General features: G+C 45.9%; 12 protein-coding genes and 1 pseudogene. 1 reads left to right on the top strand and 12 read right to left on the bottom strand.

The genetic code is table 11. The features are described 5' to 3' along the window. Positions 1-3: 3 nt before the first annotated feature. The gene (locus OR1_RS13430; RefSeq protein WP_202812058.1) at positions 4-4,236 is read left to right on the top strand and encodes a DUF2357 domain-containing protein; all 4,233 of its coding nucleotides are present in this window, start codon (positions 4-6) and stop codon (positions 4,234-4,236) included. A gap of 130 nt (positions 4,237-4,366) precedes the next feature. Here the strand turns inward: OR1_RS13430 and OR1_RS13435 are convergent, their stop codons facing one another. From OR1_RS13435 to OR1_RS13490, 12 genes and pseudogenes are all read right to left on the bottom strand, one after another. Beyond that, a complete protein-coding gene (locus OR1_RS13435) occupies positions 4,367-7,180 on the bottom strand; it encodes a DUF262 domain-containing protein (RefSeq protein WP_082002948.1) in 2,814 nt (937 codons plus the stop codon). Next, the gene (locus OR1_RS13440; RefSeq protein ID WP_041972394.1) at positions 7,149-8,528 is read right to left on the bottom strand and encodes a DUF262 domain-containing protein; all 1,380 of its coding nucleotides are present in this window, start codon (positions 8,526-8,528) and stop codon (positions 7,149-7,151) included. The genes OR1_RS13435 and OR1_RS13440 overlap by 32 nt, the downstream gene beginning before the upstream one ends. 130 nt (positions 8,529-8,658) lie before the next feature. Next, positions 8,659-9,630, bottom strand: coding sequence for a hypothetical protein (locus tag OR1_RS13445; protein WP_041972395.1), 972 nt, complete (start codon positions 9,628-9,630; stop codon positions 8,659-8,661). A gap of 62 nt (positions 9,631-9,692) precedes the next feature. Next, entirely contained in the window at positions 9,693-12,869 is a 3,177-nt protein-coding gene (locus OR1_RS13450; RefSeq protein ID WP_052440451.1) for an exodeoxyribonuclease V subunit beta, read from the bottom strand. Beyond that, a complete protein-coding gene (locus OR1_RS13455) occupies positions 12,866-15,532 on the bottom strand; it encodes a PD-(D/E)XK nuclease family protein (protein WP_160295251.1) in 2,667 nt (888 codons plus the stop codon). Before OR1_RS13455 ends, OR1_RS13450 begins: the two co-directional genes overlap by 4 nt. Positions 15,533-15,800: 268 nt before the next feature. Continuing rightward, positions 15,801-17,957, bottom strand: a complete 2,157-nt coding sequence (locus OR1_RS13460; protein ID WP_052440452.1) for an ATP-binding protein — start codon at positions 17,955-17,957, stop codon at positions 15,801-15,803. Between the two features lie 107 nt (positions 17,958-18,064). After that, positions 18,065-18,670: a metallophosphoesterase gene (locus tag OR1_RS13465; RefSeq protein ID WP_052440453.1), complete on the bottom strand. Its 606-nt coding sequence runs from the start codon at positions 18,668-18,670 to the stop codon at positions 18,065-18,067. A gap of 97 nt (positions 18,671-18,767) precedes the next feature. Continuing rightward, complete coding sequence (locus OR1_RS13470; protein ID WP_041972397.1) at positions 18,768-19,715, bottom strand: hypothetical protein; 948 nt, start codon at positions 19,713-19,715, stop codon at positions 18,768-18,770. Positions 19,716-19,796: 81 nt separating this feature from the next. Continuing rightward, on the bottom strand, positions 19,797-20,801 hold the full coding sequence (locus OR1_RS13475; protein WP_041972398.1) for a YafY family protein: 1,005 nt from the start codon (positions 20,799-20,801) through the stop codon (positions 19,797-19,799). A gap of 75 nt (positions 20,802-20,876) precedes the next feature. After that, positions 20,877-21,263, bottom strand: coding sequence for a hypothetical protein (locus OR1_RS13480; protein ID WP_041972399.1), 387 nt, complete (start codon positions 21,261-21,263; stop codon positions 20,877-20,879). 43 nt (positions 21,264-21,306) lie between these two features. Further along, on the bottom strand, positions 21,307-21,936 hold the full coding sequence (locus OR1_RS13485; RefSeq protein WP_041972400.1) for a hypothetical protein: 630 nt from the start codon (positions 21,934-21,936) through the stop codon (positions 21,307-21,309). 3 nt (positions 21,937-21,939) lie between these two features. Then, a pseudogene (locus tag OR1_RS13490) lies at positions 21,940-22,995 on the bottom strand (hypothetical protein); the annotation flags it as partial.

Below are 22,995 nucleotides of genomic sequence, written 5' to 3' on the forward strand. Positions count from 1 at the left end.
TAAATGCCGGAACCGCAAAAATATAAGCTTACAGCAAGACAAGAACGCATGTTGTCAGATTACCATAAACGTCAGCATGCGGCCGCCGAGTCTGTTGAATCATCCATAAGTGCTATCGAATCTATAGAGTCTTTTTACAAGGCACTAAATGATCGGGATGTGATAAAGGAACAGGCTTTATTGATGCTAATGCTTCGCAGCTGGTTGACGAAAGTCTCAAGCTTCGATCCTGCTTCCGGGCAGGCCTTGCATACCAGCATCGTCGATTTTATGGGTGTTGTGGCCAAATCAAACAGGGAGGAACCTTTTGAATGTGAAAGAAAAGACCGCATTTATCGAATAGTGTCTCATACCAAGGAGGCAGTTCTGGCGATTATGGAGCATACTCGGAATAAAATATTACGAGAGTATGCCATGCTGCCAATACATGCCGCAAGGGAAGTTGACAGTAATACCGTTCAATGGATCAGTCGCCAACCGGGCAGAACACTTCGAGAGAAGCTGTCCGGCAAACCCTATGTTAAAGCAGTCAGGCGGAGATCAAGTGTTGATACGTCAGAAAACCGGCTTTTAAAAGCCTTTCTTTTCCGGCTTGAACAGATTCTCATTGAAAGGCAGAATGCTTTAGCTGTAGCGACTGAAGAGACGTGCGAGGGATTTCTTGTCGCCATTCAACGGTGGCTCAGATCTGAAGATGCCGCTGAAATCGGAACTTGGGGGAATTTGCCTCCTAATAACACACTTCTTCAGGATAAGCGTTATCGAAAAGTTTGGGATGGTTGGCTCTGGCTGCAGAGTATCGACGAGCACATCATAGGAGACAGTAAAAGATCCCATCGAGATGTTCTCAGTGTCATTTGTTGGAATACCCTATCTTTGATTAATCATACTGGTCGCTATAGGACCGTTCAGCAACCGGTCGGTATTGATTATGACGATTTTTCGATATCCCCAGAATTACCAGTCCGAGGATATTTGTTTCCAGCATGCAACTCAAAGAATAAGGGGAAAATAAAATCCATAAAACCCGATAAATCATTCGGATTTATAACCTCTGAGGACGGACGAGGCTTATATTTCAGCCCTTACAATCTATCTCGCAAATTAGACATCAATTCATTGTGCCCTGGAGATGAAGTCTCTTTTGTTGTTGGAAAAAACCGACAGGGGGAATGTGCAGACGATATCACTCTTATAACAGATATTATTCCTGTAGATTTCAGCTTCATGGGCGATGAATTGGATATTCATGTCGGCGAGAATAAATATTCACTACAGATTGGTTCCGATCATCTTATTATTCAGAAACCTCAGGGTGGAAAAAAGAAATTTAAATTAGAGGCAGCAACTCTCAAAGAAATCCCGAAAGCGATATTCTCAATGATTTCTGACGTTCCTTTCGGATACTCTAAACCCGAGAGTAATCAAAGTGACCCAATTCGGATGGATAGCTCTGTTGTGGATCTATGCTCTACTCGCCCAAAGTTTACGAACCAGTCTGGCGTTCAGGCGCTTCTTCCATTCAGGTTGCTTCAGCAGCACTGGCCATTGAATGTTAATGACGGATTATTGATAGACTGTGGTTATGCAAAATCCATCGTCTTGCATCCTGATATTGAAACGGTCAGCATGAGAAGCCTCTTTTCACATTACTCAACACTTTCAGATGCAGCCAAAAGCAGCGCATCGATGTTTTTTACTAAGAAGTTGAGTGATTTTATCACGGTAGACAGATTGACCTATCTTATTCCTGATTGGGGCAATGACTTTGATCTGGAGGGAATTAGAAAAAGCGTCAATTTTTATTTTGAAGAGTCGACACCACTTCCCAAAAGCATCGCTGCTATCTTTGCATGGCAATCGTCGAAGAAATTTGTACAGGATAATGTCCAAGTGAATGATTTTGTGCTGGTAGTCGATTCATTTGACAGCGGCATTTCAATAACCCCTGTCCAAGCTATATACCAAAAAGAGCTGGGCTCAATTTTACCTGAAACGCAAGGCATAAGCTGGGAAAGACACCCAACGGTTATTGTACCAAACAGAAGTATTCATACTGACATGGCTCGCAACCTTGACCATAATGGGTGCCAGGCATCTGAAGAACTTATCCAATTGTTCGACTTCGACGGGTTAGCCAGTGATGCTGGTGAAGTGTCCTTTGTGAAAGATGCTCACTGGTATCATTTGCCGGGTTCTATTCGGGATGCTCTGAATCAGGATTTAGATCTCAACATATTATCAAACTATACCATCGGTGATTGCCTAAGTTCGACAAACAAGGACTGTCTAGGAGTTAATGTATTTATCCTGCCTCTTGAGGATACAATCAGGAAGCCTGATTTGCGAAAAGATTATAAGTGGCTGGGGTCTGCATGGTCATCAATAAAGGGATGTCAGACTTTAAATAGATGGCAAGAGGAAGTTGATGACATTGCTCTTTGGCGTGATCATCTCCCAGAGCTGTCCTTTATAGACATTCCTCAGCAGATTACTGATAAGTTTTTTGGGTGGGCCGATTTTAATCTAGTTAAGGATGTATCCGTAATTCCTAGGAGAGGTAAAGCTACAGATATTCCCATCAATAAGTCTTTCGCTTTGCCTGTTAACCCAAAAGACCCTCAAGACCATTACCGTTTTAGATTGAGTCTGGGTAAGGGGAATAAGGAATTGCAATATGACGCATATCTAAAATCGCCAGCCTTCCCATTGAAAGAGACTACTGCATGCAAGCTGAAGATGACCTATACCTATGGAGCGGATGATCCATACGAATTGAAATTCATTCCTTTTGATTCAGAGAAAGCAGGTTTTAAATCGATTCGAGTTGAGTGGCGCTCTTCATCAGAAGGCAAGACTACTGATCATGAAAGCTTACCGGTTCCAGATTTTCCAGCTCGCAAGACCTGGTCTGATTTTCAGAAATTACCTAAAGTTGATGGGACGGGCTTCTCTGACCTTCTTGATTGGTGTTGTTCAAAGCTTGCAGGTTTGGATGACCTCCTCTCATTCGATTACGAGCATGAACTCCAGACTGTTTTAAACAGGAGGAAGGTCGGCTATTGGAAATGGGGTAAAAACGATCGTGTGGGGAAATACTGCTGTTGGGTCAATGTTGAAGGAGAAAGTGTTTTTTGCCACAGCTCTAAATTTGTTGAGACAGTGGATGAAAGCACCCTGAATGAGGGGTCCCCAGTTTATCTGGATATTTTGACAAGCGGGAAAGGACCTTCTGGGGTAAATATATCATTTTCTGAGAGGTTTCCGTTAAAACTTCAGAAAGAAGTGCAGAATGCTATCAACCAAAAATTTTCAAAGATAATTGATTTTGTCGAAAAGGGTATTTTAAGTCTTCGTTTCCCAGTATTAACTATCTGGAATCATGGTCACTCTCTTTCTGAGTCAGATGTGCCCGACCAATTCAGAAGCAAAATATTAGAAGGCTCCCAAAAGGCCCTTTCAATTATTGAATCTGAAAAAATGTCTTATGAGCTTAAAGAAAAGCTTTTCTTCTTTCTGTGTTGTCTGCATAGGGATGCTCCTGGGATTGTGGGAGACCGGCTCCTTGAAGCAACAAAAGACGAATGGCTTCTAAAAAAGAATAATTTAAAGATAGCTTTTGCTATCGGTAACGCAGAGTTGCCATGGCAACAACAGTTATTAAAAACAATGATAAATCCAGATTATAGCGAAGGTTTAATCAGATCTATCACTTTGGAAGATTTAGCAATAGCTTTTTGGAGATCTAAGGAGTTGATATTTACACTGACAGAAATGGATTTAATAAAAATATGTAATGACCTGTTTAAGTGCCTTCAGTTTGATATTCAACAAATTGCTTCTCCTATCCCCGAGCACCGTATGCAATTTAATCTCAAGAATGGAATCGCTAAATCTGAAGCTGAGAAGAGGGAAAGAGGCTATCAAGCCAACACCCTTTGTAAACACTTGGAACTTCTTCTTGCGCTACTAAGAAGCCGAGCTCACGAAGATGAAAATATCAAATTTATTCTAGCTCCGGAGAAGGAGTTGACTAAAAAATTTGTAACCTTGGTAGATGATACGGCAAAGATAGTGACCGATAACGATATTGAACTTAAGTCACGAATAAGCCTTCAAATTGAGAAGCCGGAAATGTTTCACAACACACCTGATCTCCTATATGCTTTGCGGATGTATCTGACCGGTCACACTGGAGCTAATGCAATCTCGATTTCAGGGATAATTGATGAGTGACTGATAACTGAACCGGCGTCCAAAAGCCAGAATTGAAGTTAATCATTTCGAATGCAAAGAAAGAGTTCCAGACCGCAGCTCCCCGGCAAGTTGTTAGAGGAAGGCAGAAGTCAATTTTTTCTCACCCTCCTCATTCAATCCCAAGCCCAGTATTAATGATGGCTTCTAACCGTTTCTTTGCTTTCTGGAAGGTTTCTTCGTAGCTATCGCAGCGGGTCGCTAGGTTAGCAGTGTTGCCTCTCTGATAATAGCTGTTCTGAGTATGCCTCCAGCCATATTCGATCAAGCTTTTCACGAAAGTGCTTCGTTGGTCGTTACGGTAAGGTTTGACATGACAGGTTAATGTTCCTCCTTCGTCCCTTTTTATTAATAATTGACCACTTCCATCTTCTACATCGACAAACTCGAAACATTCGTCTGAATTATTGTACGCAAGATCCACGTTGAGATATTCCCTGCTGTACTCAACGCTCGCTTCGTACCTCTCTTCCATCCATGATCCCAATAAGTGTATGTACACATCGCGAGTTAATGCCGGTGTGTTTTTTTCTCTTTCATGTAACAGGATAATCTTACCGTCATCAACCCAGCTGAAGAGCCCTTTTTCGCAATATCGCCAAATCTCAGGATGTAAAATATAGAGCATACGATAGTGGTCGGAGTTAAGGACCGTGTCGTTGGTTAGTCGATCTTGGATTAATGCTTCCAGGCTTGCGGGATCGTTCTGCTCAATGTATTTCTCGAATTTCTCATATGCAATCGATGTCCTTATCTCTTCCCATGCATACAGCGAATATTTTTTGTGTGACATATTCATGTATTGGGATGATCCTTCCTCGGATGCGATGTCGTCGAAGCACATCAACGCCCTACCTAGCAGTTGCCTTTCTTCTCTATCAACACTGTACCTGTTAAACCAGACTAAAGATTTGCTCAATTCCTCTGCGTTATTGGATCGATTATTTGAGATGCAAGGATCGTATGCAGAATCCATATCATGAGTCATAATGGAAATCATCTCTGATTCATGCTTGGCAATGGTGTCCTCATCCCATGCATCGGGATTAAAAGTCATCATTAACCACTGCTTTACGCTGTCTAGATCCTGAGTTTTATAGTGGCTTTTTTTAGCAATGGGCGGTTGGTTACTTAGACGCGAGTTTTTACTGTGACTTATTAGGCACAGGTTGCCAAAGGAGTCGAGGTATTCAGTTTTGAGCGACTTGTAGCCAGGCATGGGGTGTCGCGGGTAATAATGTTCGACTGAGCTGCGGAACGAAAATTCGTATTTACGAACCGGATCTCTAAGCCTGTGCTTTTCCCAAAGCAGATAGTCGAGATAATTAAATACTAAATTGTTTTCTATTCGACCAAAACTCAACTTACTCTTATCTATTTGTTCGGGAACTCTTTTGATGGGCTTTTCGGTTCTATAAATTATGTCGAAGTATCCTTTGGGCTCACCTATACATAGGAAACGATCGAATACGAATGAACGTGCGATACCTAAAAGATAATTTTTGTAGGATGTTGCATCTATGCCGTCGTTCTTTGAAAGTACATATAGCAATGCAGCGTTAAGCCAGTGTTTGTACACAAGCGTAGGGGTGGATACGTGAAACATTGAGAGTAGCATTAATATGGATCTGTTTTCTTTGTCTAGATCGTCATCCGCTTTACCGAACGTGTTTGAGTAGCTGACTTTGTTCTGTTTGCTCCACTTTAACTGTTTGAGGCTCCACCGATCTTTACCTCCAACAAATTCACGCTTAATTATGTACTTGTCAAAAAGGAATTTGCACTTGAGAAGATAGTATGTAAAATCCTGTACGAATTTCACCTCATCTTGCTGATCCTTAATCACATTCTCGAAGATTGGGATAAGGCGCTTGTCATCAAGTTGCACGTCCTCCCGCTGGGTTTGGAGACGCAGCACTTGAAGTAGAAAATTGGGGAAATTGATCACCGAATTGAATCGTTCAGGTATGTCATCCGACTCCCCTGATAGATGAGAAGTCCCTTCAACCCTACTCATTTCGAGTAATTTCGATAACGGCAAGCTCATCATCTGAGACTTTTTTTGGGATTTCTCTATCACGACGTTCAATTTTTCTGACAATTCGCTGAAGCTCGATGGTATGAGCTTGCTCCATTCATCTTTGCCGAAAATCGCATGTCTCTGTTCAGGTCCGAAGCCGGCCTGAACATATTTTTCCATATTAGCACAAGCCTCCCACACGGTATTGAGGGCATTTAGTGCCATACTTCGCTCCGGCTCATCCATCGATTTACTAAGTTTGCCTAGTAGCCTTGATTTGAGAATTTCATGTTTTTCCAACTGCTCCCCACGATTGTTCATAATTTCAAAGTAGTGATTGAGATTGGTGTCTTTGGGAACGCTTACCTGGAGTATCTCTACCGAGTTAAAAAAGTACGTTGCAAATGTCTCCATGCTAAGGCCGTGTTCAGACAGCTTTGCGGGAAGAAGTTTGTCGCACAGCTTGTATCCATTAACAATCCCTTCGTTCCATGCAAAGTCTGAACTAAAGTCATCACCATTGTTATAAATATGTTCAAGCGTATATGAAGCTGCCTTGCGATTGGCAAATTCCAGATTAACTCTTTGAAACCATTGCGTCGCTTCCTTCGTAATCTGGTGCCTGATAACAGAGGCTAGCAAGGTGAGAGTTGTAAGCCTTTGCTGCCCATCAATGGTTTCATATACCGTCGCGGGCCCTTTTATCCTTTCGAACACCACTAGTGTTCCTAAGTAGTATGATGGAGAATCTTTCAAGTTGATGTAATCCACGATGTCTTGTATCAGAGCACTAATCTCACCTTCTTGCCAGGCATAGTTTCGCTGGTACTCTGGAATACTGTACTGGAAGTCACCGTTAAGGAGGCCTTGAACTTTAAGTTGTAGTATTTGGTGTGACGTCGGCATAATATTTAAGTTCCTTAAAGAGAGATTCGATTTGTTCGGTATTAGTTGACTCGTTCGAATGTATTGGTGCAATGTCTATTGCTAGAAATTCGTCAGGAGTGATAGCATCTTTGATAACCCTGAAGATGTTAGTTTCAAGTACATAATTATCTACAGATGCTAGTTGGACATTTTTATAACCTAGCCTGACCTTATAGGCCCAGATGAAGATTTTTTCTATTGCCCTGTTCATGTCGCTACAACCAAACCTATCGACGTAATACAGGAGTGCACAATCAAATATCATCCGAACGTAGGAATCGCCGATACGACGACGACCTTCATAACTAGATAAAGTATCTAATATTCTTCTGCCGATACCCTCCCCTTCCAATCCATAACTTTTCCCATTATCTTTGTGATAAGCGTCAAATACTTGCTTATAATGGTCGACCATTTCGAAGAACCGTCTTCCGTTAATGATTGGCTGATCAACTTGAAAAGGGTATTCCATTTTGGAGTTGTCGATGTTTCGTTCAAAGTTGTTGTTGTAGTTGTTTACGAAATGGTGGGAGATCCGTAGCGGAACTGCATAGTTGAATGACCCCAGAGTATCTAGGTTGACCCCTTTAAATAGGTCCGTGTCATTTTTTGTAAAAAAACGCGCTGAATTCAGTTTGCTCCAACTCCTGACCCGAAAGAGAAAGTCAGCAAAGAGCTCCGAAAGATCAGAAGTCTGCATTCCTTCCCATGCTTCAACTGTTGCTGACTTTAAATGTTCTTCTTTGGTAGAAAATTCTCTTAGGTGAAATGCTTTCAACAGATCGTGAGGTTCCAACTCCTTGCCACGGGCATTCTGTGCATCGAAGAATTGAAACGCTTCCGAAACTTCACTTAGCACGAACTGTATCATTTCACACTTTAGAAGTAGAAAACGGATTAATTCTTCATTGAAGGTTGCTACAGCCCGTTCTATAACCATATAATTCTGCCGTATATTGGTCACAGATATGTGGTTGTTGAACTCAAAATCCACCATATTGGTGTTGAGATCATCAAGAATGGTTTTTATTTCTGAGCTTCTTACTTTGTGCGAATGGTGTTTTATGATTGCACGTACAAGTAATTGAAGTGTCACTAAGCGCTGCTGACCATCCACAACATCATAATGAGGGTGGTCATCATGGATTACCACCGTTCCCAAGCGGTACGCTGATTTATCTCTGAAGGTATAAATATCGTTCAACAGTTGCTGTACGTTTTTTGCCGTCCACTTGTATGGACGTTGGTATACCGGTATTCGCAATTGCCTGTATTGAAGCAACTTACCTACAGGCACTACTGCTCTTTTCAGGTTATCTGTGCTCATTTCAAAATTTCTCCGTATTACTATTCAATAATCAGCGCCCTAATATAAGATATTCTTAAATTTAAAAACAAACATGCATAGCCTAATGAACGATAATTTACAGTATGCTCCATAAACAGTTTGTCAATTATCATGTCATCCCATATTTTCTTTTGAAATCGAATATCCAATCACCATGTATATTCTGTTTCTCTATCTCTGCGACCAATTCCTGTATAGTAATTGATGCAACTTTGCTGCGAAGATTGTCCGGCAAAAGTTCCGTCAAGAATGGCAACAGTCCCTTTTCCGTTCCATTATCTGATTTACATTTGAATACAGGGCTTCTTTCATCGCTTAGCAAAACAAATGTACCTCCTTTTTCGATGGCCAATAAAAATTCCCTAAAAAATTGGTAGTGCGCCATGAATATGCAAAGGTGATCTTTGCGTAAAGAACTCGTTATTTCATTTTGTTCCATCATGTTCCAGTACTGTCGACCAATAAAATGAAGGTAACAGCTATCTAGGTTTCCAATCGGATTTCTTCCGTCGCAATCGCCATCTTTGAAGACAGAACAGCCACCGAATTCTCTTTCTTCAAATTTGCTTTCTATAAAAATTATTGAGTCGCCTTGTGAATTATTAAGCACAATATCTATAGATGTTGGTTGCCCCGCATCTTCATTGAACCTATTTACGGGATCTTGATACTCAAATATTGCTTCTGTTATATCATCGGCCCCATAAACATTCTTTGACTTAAGAAGAGCAGCTAGAGGGGAGTAATCACCGCGCAATATGAGGGGGCCTATAAGATTGAATGCCATCCCCTGGCTGCTCATCCCATGGTGGAGGTATTTGTGCAATGGGAATGATATTTTCTTTTTTTTTGCAACATTGCTCTGCATCTCAATATACTCAGCGACTTCCTTCAAAATTATGTTGCGTTTCCACTTTTGCTCACTACCAACTAGGCCTTCATCGCTAAGGCAATATGGCATTTTAGGATGCGTTATGAATCCCTTATCTTTGAACCAGTTAGCAGCAGATTTACGTAATGCACTTGAAAACTCCTTATGCCGCGCAAATGGCCACTGTTTTGCTTTTTGTCTGCTGTTCATTATTTCTCCTTTAATATTGCCTTGTTGAACCTATAGAAATGTTTTCATAATTGATAATGAGGTTAACTAACTGACTTTATTGCATTCAAGCTTACCTTCCCATGGCTTGCCCAGTTTACGACATACCCCATCAGCTTCTTTGCTGGATAAATCGACTTCATCGCCTGACCGTAACATTCGAGTTGTGACTTATAGAATGCGAATAGGCCTTCCAGATCATCAGACTGATCTGACTTGTGATCAATGATCCAAAGCCCGTCTTTTGTCTCAACCAAGAGGTCAATTGAGCCCGCCAGCACCGAACCATTGTTGTCTTGAGCGAGAATCGGCACTTCCGCATGGTTTTGTAGAGGATTTAACTTATTCTCCAGCCAAATCTCGAAAGAACTCACAGCTGTTTCAATAGTGGTAAAATCTTCCTCGTTCAAATTAACTTCAAGTGAATCAGCAACATACTGCAGTTTTTGCTTATCGCCACTCCCGATCTCGAAACACCGGTGGAAGAATGTGCCTCGTTCGAATCCCTTAATCCCGATATCAAGGAGCAAAGGTTCCCCGTAAGTCTCTACCAGTATGTTGTCTTTCATCGCTTCCAATATGCCGTGTAAAGAAGATGGAACGATGGTTTCAGGTGTTAGCGCTGCAGGCATTACAGCTGCGTTAATCGCTCTTCGCCCGGTAGTGGCAAGCGTTGCTTCTGGGGAAACAGCTGCTCCCTCGAATTCTACCGGAGGATACTTCGTTGTCTGTATTACCCGACAGTCAAACTTCTTCCCTTTTACCGTCATCTTATTGCCAACAATATCGAGGGCTCCGGCTTCCTGCAGAATGGTCCAGAAAGAAGTGGTGTCAGGTTTTTGATAGCGATGGCACTCCAGGATAACTTTCTCTCTCGCTCTTGTAAGAGCGACATAAAGTAACCGTAAGGCGCCTTGACGCGCTGGTTCCAACAATGGGGCTTCGAATTTCTCCTTAGTTTCGGGGGCAATAAAAGCCGGGCTGATCTCGATCCTCGCTTTTTCGAGTACATTGGTGAGATCTTTGAAGTCCTCGTAGACCACCCCCATTTCGGGGAACCTCGGCCCTACATCTAAGTCTGCAGAGCATACCGCAACAATTGGCCATTCTCTCCCCTTGGAGCTGTGCCAGGTGGCCAGAACTACGGCATCTTCATCTCTAACTCTTGGGGCTGGCTGTTTGTTGTCACGCTCAGCTTTACCCCGAAGCCAGGCCAGAAAAGTCTTGAGCCCGGAACCATAATATCTGCCGCTTGCCAAGGCTTCACGATTTGCCGCCATGAATTCTCGTGCTTCCCCCTGTAACCGAAGCAGATTAGCTCGTGCTGAAGCGGCATCAGTCCAGGCACTGCATGTGCCATAGAGATCTAATGCTTCCAGAACTGCAGATACTACTTCACACACAGTCGCGTCTGGAGAACATGCCAACACCTGGTCGAGCTTTGCCACGATTGGCTCATCAAGGAGTTTCCCCTGGAGGAGCTCCGCAACAGCTTTCTCCAGCTCATATTGCCCTAATTCGGTAACTGCCAGGTAAAGGACGGCATGTCGATCATTCGGGTCGGCTACGTAGCTTAGTGCATGATAGGCTATTTGTATTGCCCGCGACTGGAACCAACCTTCCTCCTCAATACGTGTCTTGATGCCGAGAAATCTCAAAGCCTGGGCGTGTTTCTCGAGGCGTTTGTGTGTTGGGCAGAGCACTGCTATGTCCCCTCCGCGGAGACGACGAGAGGTTTTAGTGTGTTTATCATAGACCAGCTGTTTTTTATCACCGAGTAGATCCCGAATACGGACCGCGGTATGCTGGGCGGGAATTGCGGCATTGCCATAGTATGGCGTCTCAGGAAAGTTGATGACTTCCAGCGGGGTTTGCGTGCTGGGAAAGGGTGCTTTGGGAGTCAGTTTTGTGTAGTCGACGCCAAACAGGCCCTCTCCTATCTTGTTAACCCAATCCATAACAGCTGGTGTGGAACGCCAGTTAGATGTCAACGGTACAGAGTGTTTTTTGTTCTGCTGGATCAGGTTTTCGAGAAGGCGAGCATCTGCATTCTGGAACCCCATGATTGCTTGCTTGAGGTCACCGACAATGACCGTTGGGACTCCTGCTGTGAAAAGCGACCACAGTAATGCGAACTGAAGTGGGTTGGTATCCTGAAATTCGTCTATGACAAGGCAGTCCACCCGCGATGTCAGTTCTTTCAGCACATCCGTTTGACCGGAGAGCAGTCGTTGGCTGATAGCCAGCATATCGGTATAATCAACCAGTCCTTTCCCCTTTTTCCCATCTGCGTACTGATTTAGCGAGTCCATGCTTGCGCACAACAACCCCTCAACATGCTTGAGAGCTTGCGTCAACGGACCTGGATGTAATGGTAACGCACTGGCTGCATCCATAACCTGAGTGGCCAATTCATCATACCCTGCTGGAGTGCTGCTCCCTCTTTTGGAAAGCCTCATTTCTCGGAGGCTTTGCCAAAGCTTCCAATTCTGGCCGATATTATCAGCCTTTGACAGTTTATTAAGGTTCTTGAAATCTGCGTGAAATGAGTCCATCGCCGATTTGTTTCCTTCAAACAGTTCTGACAAGTCTCCTGGAAACTTGTCCTGTAAGTTCTTCACCGCCTGCAACAAGGCCTTCTTTAATAGATCAGCACTCTTGGTAGGCCCGTACAGTTCAGTGACTTTCTTGATCGCGTGTGATGTAATTCGCTGGTCTTCTTCCAAGCGGCCTATGGATCGCAATTTCCCGATAAGTTTCAAAACTCGGTCTTTAAACTGATCCTCTGCTCCCTTTCCGGATGAATGATCGTAACTATAGCCATATGAGGTTAAATCACCCATAACCTCTTCAGCCCGACTGCATGCTGACAACGCAATGCGAATCAGGATAGCCTCCTCATCTTCACTGAGCAGTCGTGGGGCAGGCGAGATACCGGCATCAAATGCGAACTCGCTCAACACTCTAAGGCCGAAGCCATGAATCGTTGAGATATATGCCCGGTCGAGTTTCAGTGCATCGTCCAATCGCTCCTGGGAGACCAATTCCGCGCGAATCCGATCACGTAGTTCCCCAGCCGCTGCTTCGGTGAAGGTTACGGCTACGATGCGATCCGGGGCAACCCACCCTTTCTTCACCCAATCGGCTAAGGTTGTCTGCAAAGTATAGGTCTTGCCCGAGCCGGCACCCGCCGGAATTATGGTAAGTGACGGGATAGTCATTTTGCACCCCTCTTTGCCTGTTTTTTTGATTCCTGAGGTGTGCTTTCACAAACCTGGTCGTCGGATGTTTTCATGAATAGTGCAATGAGAGGGCTGTTTTCGAGGGCGTAAATGGTAACGGCGGCGTTCTTTTTGTACCAGTCAGGGTCGTCTTCGTGGTTAAGTTTCACATTGCCGGCTCTCAGCTCGTCAATTCTCTGCCGGATGAGACTCATGGCGTTAACTGCAATCCCAGTCCCTAATTCTTCCATTCCGGTCACACTTTTCTTCACCCAACCGTTACTATCTGCTAAAGCAATCTGGTCATTCAGCATATAGTAGGCGACGCTGATCTCGTTGGCCCCTTCGATAGCTTTTTTCAGAGTAGCGTTAGCATCTTTTCCACCGCCACCCGTCTCGATCATCAGCCGGTAGAGCGACGCTTGACTATCGTACCCTTTTCTCATTCGGTCCCGTCTTGGGCCACTGCTGGCTTTCTTATAGTCGACCACATAGAGTCGACCCTTAGGGAGTTCAACAAGGAGGTCGGCACTCCCATGTATAGGAAGGGTATCCAGTTTCCCGCGCAACCAAACCTCGTTGCCGAGAACTTTCGCACCCATCTCCTGCAATAGTTCTTGCCAACGGAGTGCAGCAATTTCAATATCTCGCTGAAGATGCCGGCGTTCCACATGCCACTCCTGTCCAAGCAGGAATGGTTTCTTGCTAATGATCGCTTGATTGAGCAAGGCTGGAATTTGAGCTTTAATCTCAGTAGCTTTCGGCAAAGGTTTGTCTGGGCGAAATAAATGTTCAAAGACATCGTGAGCAAGAGTTCCCTTGGAGGCAACATCCAGGTCCTCCGGAGCCCAGTCAAGGGGTTGTAACCCCGCACGGCTTAGCAGCCAAGCGAATGGTGAAACCATGAGAGTATCAAGACTGCTGGGGGACTGAGGTTTAGGCGAGCCATCGGCGTAGCAGTGTAGTGCAAGAAGGTCTCGTTGGAGAGAGAGATCTTGCTTCGTCAGCAGCCTTGGCGTCTTTGGGGAAGCAGTGGTGGCTACGGCAATCCCCCGAGCCTTGGCCCGAGCAGTGCTACTTTCCAACTCCAATATCAAGTCTTCCGGATCGTTAACTCCAAACAATTTGGCCATGTAGGTGAGAGACTGCGAGGGGCGTAATTCCTTTCCGAAACAATCTCTGCGAGGTATCAAGAAATTGATCCGTTGAGAGGATGCATATAATTGCTGTTTAAAGAGCTCTCTTCGTCGCTGGGCTATTCCCTCTGAAGTCTCAAGGTCATATCCGCCTATTTGTTGCAGACAAGCAAGATCGACATCAGAGAAAATGGCAGATCGGGACGGATCCCCGGGATAGCGGCCATTGCTAAAACCGAGGACGAAGAGCTGCCTCACCTTACGCCAAGGTTGCTCCTGCTCTGTGAATATCGCAATGCCTTCGCGCGTGATCGGGCTAGATACTGAAGCAGATATTGCTTCAGGGGAGGCAATCCGCATTAGATCGCCCCACGGGATTTCTCCCGATTTAGAAAGACACTCTTTCCCTTTTTCTAAAGTCGCCAGAGCACGGGCGAGATGTCCTTCCAGTCCTTCAGTCGCTTGCAACAGAGACGCAAATTGAGATAGAGCATCCCGTAAGACCGGTGAGCTATCAGCCGTCTGCCGTATTAATTTAAGCATCCTTTTGCTGTTAATTGAGAGCTCGTCAGTGGCTTTCAAGTCGAAACCGCCATCCATGATTTCCTGTGCATACTGTTTGCCGACCTCTGCTGTCCATGGCATCAATGGGGAAGACAGGAGTGTGGCTAAAGCCATAGCCGGGGCAGGTCGACGGCACGTCAACAGAAAGTAGAGCACTGCCTCCTTGCCAAGATCACGGGCCTCCTTCTCATCAGGAAGCCCCGAAAGGGGCAGCCCGGCGTAGTTACAGACGCTTCGTAGCGCATCAGTATAGGTTTGGTCAGTTGGCACTAAAAAACCGATCTCCGAGGTGACAAGCGATGGGTCATCAAGAAGTGCTTTTTGAGCCATCCCCACGGCTACTTCTATTTCTTCAAGGAAATCTCTGACCGCTAACCATTGGATGGAGTCGTCCCTAGTTGCCACCTTGATTTCAGACTCGAATAGCCCCTTTTGAAGATGGGCAAGGGCTCTCCCCTTCTTCCCGGCAGGTTCATGTAGAACTGCTTTTGCATAAAGAGCATCAAGATCTGGGGATCTTTCACCTGCATCACTGCCTAGCTTCTCAAGCAGAGCCCTTTGCCAGGGGTTCAACCTAATTTCTTTGGCAGAATAATGGACGGAGACAACGCGCACAGCACGAGCTTTAGGTGCTGCGATAATGTCTGCCATGGCAGCTAAGTGTGGGGGCAAGACGAAATTAATCGCTTCATGAAGACGAGCAAGGTCAGTCAGGTGTCGAGTCGCCCGTGCAGAAAGCTCCCCTGGCGATGGAGTTTTAACGCGACCCTCCCGCCCTGCTCCTTCAAGAAGTAAGGAAAGAGTGCTGCTCAAAGTCGCGGCGGTTTCATCCGGAGCGATCAGGAGACTATCAGCCCAAAAAGAATCTGGGATGTTTGCGGCTGCTTCGGGCAGCTTTTCTCGCCAATCAGAGGATGGTTCTGCTAACAGATAAGCTTTTTGTGCCTGGTCGACAAGTTCCAACCAAGTACCCACGATCAATCCGAGTGCCCCCCCCTGCTCGGCAATTTGACGACGAACTCGTCGCGCAGATGTTCGGTCAGGAAGGAGGAAAAAATGTATCGTGGGCATAGTCGTGGCAGACCTTAATGGTGTCATCATTTAATGTCCCTGTGCAACATAAGGAAGTGATCATAGTCAAACATATATTCCCCTCTCGGCGGAACTCGTAAGCTGCTTTAATTTATAACAATTAATCAAATATTTGCCAGTGCTTAATCCACTATAACGATTAAAATCCGATTCTACTGGTCGGGCCACCTTTTACCTCACACTCACGACGAAGCAGTTCATACAACTCGCCAGCTGTGGGGCCTTCACCCCAGAGCTCAAACTGACGGTTTGCAACGGCGAAATCACCCGGTGTTAGTCTCTCCAAACGTCTAACTTGAGGTTCCCATTCTTCAGCATCGCCGATGTTGCCTCCAAGCCTTCCGAGCTCTTGACAGAAGAGTCCCCAACGCTGATCCGGTTTAAGAACTTCAAACCTAACTTTAAATGAAAACCTACGCAGGCTCGCTTGGTCCAGTTTGTCCATAAGGTTGGTCGTGCAGACGAATATTCCTTCGAAGGCTTCCATCTGGGTAAGGAGCTCGTTCACCTGAGTTACTTCCCAACTCTGGTGAGCCCCCCGTCTATCTGCCAAAAAGCTATCCGCCTCATCAAGCACCAGCAATGCGTTCTGCTGCCTTGCCTCATCGAACATGTTGGCAATATTTTTCTCGCTCTCACCGACATATTTGTCGAGAAGGTCCGAGGCTCGTCGAACTATTACAGGCAGGCCAAGTTCATCTGAGATGTAACGAGCCAACTCGCTCTTGCCAGTCCCGGCTGCCCCGTAGAAGCAGAAGTTGCCGTGTGGCCGCTTCTTCAGTCCTTCAATCAGTCGAGATATATCACTGTCAATATTGAGCCAATCGAGGTTATACCCCGTCCAGACACGGTTTCGTGCCGGCATCCGACGCTGATCAAGGAGAGTGATGCTTCGCTGCAATGTCTGCTCTACCAGCTCCCTTGCCCGCTGATTGTCATTTGTAGCAGCTACACTTGCAACTTTGGCTGCTCTCTCCAGCTGTGCTGGGGTGAGTTCCTCATTGCCGGCGATTCGCTCAAGCCAGTCAATCGGCGGATCAAATACATCCAAGTGATGCTGGGCAATAGTCATACGCACTTTTTTGGGCGGAACCGGGAAGTTTATGGAGTAATCGAAACGTCGGCGATAGGCATGGTCGATCTGCCAGGTACGGTTACTAATCCAGATAGACGGGACCTGGTTCTGCTCCATAGTCCTGTTGATCCATGCTTTGCCGCCAACCTGTTTCCCGCCCTCGTCACCGCCGCCGCCAAAAAGAAACTTTAAGAAGCCAAAATCATTAGGGAAGACATCTTCCACTTCGTCGAAAAGCAAAACAGCATTGCTGGAATTAGTGAGCAGCCGCTGACAGAAGCTGTATGCTCTAAGTCGGCTTTCGCCTCGTATCGGGTCACCGTCTGAGTCAGAATAGGCGATCTCATAGAGATCAACCCCTAACTTTCTTCCCAGAGCTTGAGCGTATTCCGTCTTCCCTACACCCGGCTTACCGGAAAAAAGAATGTTTACCCCCGCAGTCCGGTGCTCTACTGCGTTCCCCAGGTAATCAAGTAAAGCCGAGGTGTCTGTTCCAAGGTGAGGGAAGTTTGCCAGTGTAAGTGAAGGGACAGACGCCTTCCGCAGGAACCGGCTGGAAAGCTCTTCCACGCTGTCGTGTTGGTTAAGCAGAACCCCATTTAGCCCCTTGATCATATCGATCTTGCCTTCGAGATCTACTGTGCCGCTGTTTATCTTGAGCAGCCCGGCTGCAGTGAGTGCTCCATCATGGCTGCATACAGTCTTGAACTCGGCTTCAGGTATGCCGGTGAGTCCGTTCAGAATTCTTAGGAAATGGGGGTTAGAGGTTTTTTCGCATCGGCTGGATACTGCATCCCTAAATGTGGGGAATAGGTCGAATAATGCCGCAAAGAGCAGTAGAGCCTGTCCTGACTCACCTAGGTTGAGCAGTTGATCAAATAGTGCGATGTTTGCAAAGAGAGGCATGTCGGGCGACAGCTCCTCGTTCTCCAACACCTGCAACTGCTCAAGAAGTATCTTGCGACACTGAGACGTTGTGGGGCGTCGCCGTGAGTTACTTTGAAATTCGTCTTCGTCTAAACCGACAACGGCCAGAAAATCGTCATCATTGAAGATGGAAGGCCAGCCCTCACCTTTGCTGGGTTCATGCCAGTTAAGCAAAAGAGCCATCCTGATGAGCCAGGAACCGAGCAGCGGTCGATATTCACACAGTGTGGAGTCGAAACGAGAGGGGATTGGTTTGTGATTTCGCGTTTGGGTAATGAATGCAGGTAATGGCATGATGAACCTCCGTCTGTGTTGACTTCTTATAAATCCACAGTAGCAGAGGCGTACGTCAAAACCTGTCGTGTTACACACAGTAAGTTAGATCACTTCTTTTCAATATTTCACACGAATAATATTTCATGGGCTGGAACTGCTGAGCCATGCTGTGCTCCTGGATTTATAATTTCAATACCCAAAAGGCAATCTCTTGTTGACGATGGCTTTTCGACATGACCACACAATATATATCGTGGTCGGAGAGATCCTTCTGCTAACGCACGATACAACTCCTCGTCACCCCAATCTGCGGTCTTACCTGATACCACAGACTGTGCGGTTGCCGAATTACGCGGCGGGACATGTGTCAGAAGAACGTCGCAGTCGCTGAATTGATGATAATTTGCTCCCAAATACGGTACGCAGCCAAATCTGATTCCGTTGAACAGCTTTTTCTGATTATCTCTGCATATTTTTTTACTGCGTAGATTGGAAAGCCAACCGCACTCTGCCAACGGGTCAAGGTCATGATTACCGCTACAGATAAATATTTGCACTCCCAATTCTTGCATCCAGTTGGCAACCCATTCGGCCTGTCGGATGAAATCGTCAGAAGTACTGTCAAGGAAATCACCTGTCAGGCACAGGCAGTCATAGGAGCTTTTTTGATCTGCGAGCCACTGAAATTGAGTTTTGTTAAAATGCAGATCACCAGCTACCAGAATTTTCATAAAGTTACTTCTTTACCAGATTAAATTTGTGTTGTCCGTCAAGTAGATATGAACTTAATGTGTAATTAACCAGTGCGCCTTATTCTACTTACGCGTTTTACATGGGGTGCTCTACTGGCTCCGTAGCTATTATCGTCACCCTGACATTTGCCCCCAAGGTTTCATCAATTATCAAACCACAAATAATATTTACATCATCATTGCAAGCACCGTGAATGGAACAACTCGCTTCTTCAAAATCTTGCATAGTAATGAGAGTAGAGCCCTCGATAAGTGCAAGAAAACCACTCGCTTTTAAGAGATCTGCCCCCTGCTCCCTTACCCTGGCTAATGCGTTCTCTGCCGCAAAATGCCCTTTGTTAGCCCCACCGGCAACACCAATACCGAGACATGCATATCTGTCGGCCCCCAAAATACTCTTTATATCGGCAAAATCGACACAGATCATGCCACGAACAGTAGTCAATCGAGTAATGGCAGATACCAGATGACGGGCCGAAAACTCCCCAGGAAAACCTTTTGTAAATGCTCCTGCACCAATAGATGCTGTATTGTCGACCAAGCAGGCATCAGAAACATTCAACCAACAATTGTAAGCAGTGGTACAATTCCAGTCTTGCCTTCTACTACCATCAGGAGAATGGATGATAGAGACAACCAAAGCCCCTGCTTCTCGTGCTGCCGTGCCTAAAGCCTCTTTTATTGCCACAGAGTTGAATGTATCAAGTGCGGAAACCAAGAAGAGGAGGTCGCTTGCTCTTGCGGCTTCAAACACAGAGGCAAGGTCTGGTTGAATCTGAGTTTTGGGGTCGAAAAACACTTCGAAACAGTGCAAGTGGAGTTGATTATTAGTCAACGGGCGTATTATTCTGGCCCCGATTGCTCCAATCCCTACAACATTGATGCGGGCATTTTCTTGTTCAGGGTCAAGTATCAACAGTGGATTTGCGTGAGCGCGCACTATGAGATTGGTCAACATCTCCGGAATGATCAGAACGCCGAGCGACCCGATAGTAAATCCTTTGATAAAGTCACGTCTGTTCATTCCTGGTCTAACCTCAACATCTGAATCACTGCCTCACGAACTAGTATTTTTCACTTTGCGTACCCTCTGGAGAAAGAGAGGTTAGGATTTTGCTGAACAATACCTCTGTGCCATTCCTTTAGCCGTCTCTATCATCTCGTCTCGCAGTTTTTTTGGCTTCAATACCTCAACCTGATCTCCAAAACCTAGCAACCACCAGCGTAGTTGTGAGGTGTCGGCAACCGTAGCGGAGACGATGACTTCGTCTGCAGATTTATTCTTGATCTCCTGATCATTAGAAAGAGGGGTTTCCCGGAGATGGTAGGCTGCCCCCGGAGAAAAACTCGCTACCAGCTTAATGTTCCCCTCGCTAAGCGGGAAGTCCAACTCCTTCTGCTCCTTAACGTATCGTTCCAGTGAGAAGCCGTTGATTTCGCGTGCTTCTGTGTCAAGGGGTGATGCGGATTCAAAACGATGCAGCGGCATCAACTTTATATCGTCGTAATCCCAGAGGGTGCAAACTAGATAAACCGTCTTATTGACAAAGACCAGCCCGAGCGGATTGACGGTACATGGATCCATCATTGTCCCGTCCCTTTTGCAGTATGCCGCGGTAAAGCGACGATCGTTGAATAACGCTTGATACACCACCCCCAACACCTCTTCGTTGATGGTCGGGGGGAGAAGGGGTTGGCCTCTCTGTATGATCTGGACTTTTTCCAACCAAGCCTGATGATGCCCCTGCGGATCTTGATTGACCACTCTCGCGGCTTCCGTAAAATGTTTTTCGGCGGCCATCAAACAGGCATTGGGGATTAATGGTCGCATGAATGCCTGCATCAAGCGGAACGTAAGCGCGGTATTCAGATCCATCCCAGGCAGGAGCACTGTTGCATCTTTCGACCAACACCAGCCTCGGGGGCTTTTCTCATCACCGTCAATCTGAAAATCTTTACTCAATTTTGCGAGATCCCGCTGGATAGTACGTAATACTCTTTCGTCTGCGCCTAAACCATGCAAGGCTTTTTGAATATCAGTGGTAGAAGTGCGTTTAGGATATGGTTTTAGTAATCTGAGAATGTTGAAGTAGCGAACGAATGTATTCATTGGGTTTTCACTCCTCATGGATGGATTCTAGTAAAAGTGCGAGACAGCATATTTCATGTTCTATCAGCCCCCCCTTTATTCCATATAGTGACGATTGCACGATGCGCAACTGTAGTGCTCATCATTCACTATTTCAATCTCAACCTTATCATGCTCGAAGAAGTCGAGAATCGTGTTAACGATATCATCATCCAGACAGCGGTCAACGTATAGCCTCGCCATCTGTCGCTTTGGGAAATAAACCAGTCGTCCCCGCGGGTAATAGTCATAGGCATGTGATTTAAACTTGCTTTCCGGCTTATTGCCGGCATGCAATCTTTCCCAGAACTCATAATGCCCGCCATACTGCAACGCATCTCCGTACGGCTCTGCATCTTTGAGCGCCACAGCTTTCCCCACGATGTCTTTGTCCACGAACCAGTAGATGCCTACCTTGATGTCAGGTGTCAGGTCTTCATTCATTCTGCGGTTTCTCCATTTTCCTCCTCTTTTCAGCCAAAGGTCGTTACTCTTCTCCAATTTCTCTAGAGGGATTCCCTTCGGATACAAATGCTAAATGCTTCTTTTCCTTGTCACTCAGCATCCACGACCAGGTTCGAGTCTCTTGATACACCGCAGCAGAGGCATTCCCCTCTGCATCGTCCTGCAGCACCACAAGTCCCCTATGAAATCCCTGAGCCATCCATTTGTATAGTCGACAAGGATGACCGTAGACAGTCAGCTCATGGATTCCGTCAGCGATCTTCTTCGGTTCCCTGTCGATAAAAACGTGCATCTGCTTACCCAGGTCAACCTTGAACCGCTCTATGCCGATCTGCCTGATCACTTCTATCAGCCGACCATGGAACCAGATGCCGTAGCAGTCCTCATAACCTACCTTGGTGTCATCAACCTCCTTTTCCTGCTCTTCGCCGGGGAAATTCTCTATACCGCCTTTTATAACACTTGCTCGTTCCCGGTCTTCTTCAGAGGTCTCTACAACAACTGACTCCTTTGGTTTTCGAACTTTGGCTGCGGCTTTACGACGAGTCTTTTCTGCTTCTTCCTCTGCCTTTTTCTTTGCTTTCAAAGCTTCTTCTGCGGCCTTGACAGCTTTTATTCGTTTCTCGAAGTCAACGATACAAATGGCTTTCATGTTTCATCCCTCCCCGAACAGGACGGGCCTGCTCTTTTTCCGGCGATACTGCGAGATTACCTCTTTCACGCCATCAAGAGTTGGCCTGCCGCTTCTCCCCTTGATGACCGAGCGGATTGCCGCTTGGTGTGTAATGAATTGGATCTCAGAGGCGTGCATCGGGTACTGTTGAACCAGAGATGACAATTCATGTTGGTCAACAGTTTCTCCGAGATGATAGAGCCATTCTGCTTGCTGAATTTCGTTTGACGGATGTTTGATGTCGAACCTGAGATTGAACTCCAACGGAATAGATGCTGTCTGCAGTGGCTTTGTTACCAGGCAAAGGAAGCCGTTAAAGCCACGGAGTCCACTCGTGAGATCGGAAAGGATGAATTCCTTTGAGATCTCCTTGGTATCTTGAAGGTAGAGCCTCATATCCCCTTCATAATCGACTAATATGACCATCATGGCATCTCCCTTCATTGGTGAGAGAGCATAGCTGAGCAACGAAACCTTGCGCTGCGAAACTGGATCAATAACCCTGTACTCCTCACTCCGCGAGCAGACATGGCTGAAGTCAAACATCCTGACTTTAACCCCGGAACTAGTTGCAAGGGCTTCGGCAGCGGCGACCCCGGCTTTTACATCGTCGCAGGTTAAAAGCATGGAAAGACCCATCCCTTGTGCATGCAACCGTTTCCAGGCGCTTGCTGTGTTACGGATCTCCTCTTTTTGCTCATCGTGAAGCATAAGCGAATCAACCGTTTCGGTCGGACTATAGATCTTACAAAAGCCGCTTCCGTCGGTAAGAGATTGTGATTGATATGCTGCCCCCTTCTCCAGCATTGGAAGGGTAACAACCGGTGATTCAGGGTCATTAGCGATGGCGGTATTCGCTGCCATAAGAATTACGTTCTTTATTAATCCTCCGGTGAAAAGATACCTCTCGGCAAGTGCCGGAAGATCTACATTGTCCTCAATCGGGATGGTGGTGGGCAAAAGCGACTGCCACATTCTTAGGCGCTGGAATGAATCTGGCAGCTGGAAGTGAACTTTCAGAGCCAGACGCCGTTCCAT

Origin of the sequence: Geobacter sp. OR-1, from assembly GCF_000813145.1 — a bacterium.
Classification (GTDB): Bacteria; Desulfobacterota; Desulfuromonadia; order Geobacterales; family DSM-12255; genus Geoanaerobacter.

Coding starts and splice junctions, on each gene's coding strand:
- OR1_RS13430 (WP_202812058.1), top strand. CDS start 4: ATGCCGGAACCGCAAAAATATAAGCTTACAGCAAGACAAGAACGCATG.
- OR1_RS13435 (WP_082002948.1), bottom strand. CDS start 7,180: ATGCCGACGTCACACCAAATACTACAACTTAAAGTTCAAGGCCTCCTT.
- OR1_RS13440 (WP_041972394.1), bottom strand. CDS start 8,528: ATGAGCACAGATAACCTGAAAAGAGCAGTAGTGCCTGTAGGTAAGTTG.
- OR1_RS13445 (WP_041972395.1), bottom strand. CDS start 9,630: ATGAACAGCAGACAAAAAGCAAAACAGTGGCCATTTGCGCGGCATAAG.
- OR1_RS13450 (WP_052440451.1), bottom strand. CDS start 12,869: ATGACTATCCCGTCACTTACCATAATTCCGGCGGGTGCCGGCTCGGGC.
- OR1_RS13460 (WP_052440452.1), bottom strand. CDS start 17,957: ATGCCATTACCTGCATTCATTACCCAAACGCGAAATCACAAACCAATC.
- OR1_RS13465 (WP_052440453.1), bottom strand. CDS start 18,670: ATGAAAATTCTGGTAGCTGGTGATCTGCATTTTAACAAAACTCAATTT.
- OR1_RS13470 (WP_041972397.1), bottom strand. CDS start 19,715: ATGAACAGACGTGACTTTATCAAAGGATTTACTATCGGGTCGCTCGGC.
- OR1_RS13475 (WP_041972398.1), bottom strand. CDS start 20,801: ATGAATACATTCGTTCGCTACTTCAACATTCTCAGATTACTAAAACCA.
- OR1_RS13480 (WP_041972399.1), bottom strand. CDS start 21,263: ATGAATGAAGACCTGACACCTGACATCAAGGTAGGCATCTACTGGTTC.
- OR1_RS13485 (WP_041972400.1), bottom strand. CDS start 21,936: ATGAAAGCCATTTGTATCGTTGACTTCGAGAAACGAATAAAAGCTGTC.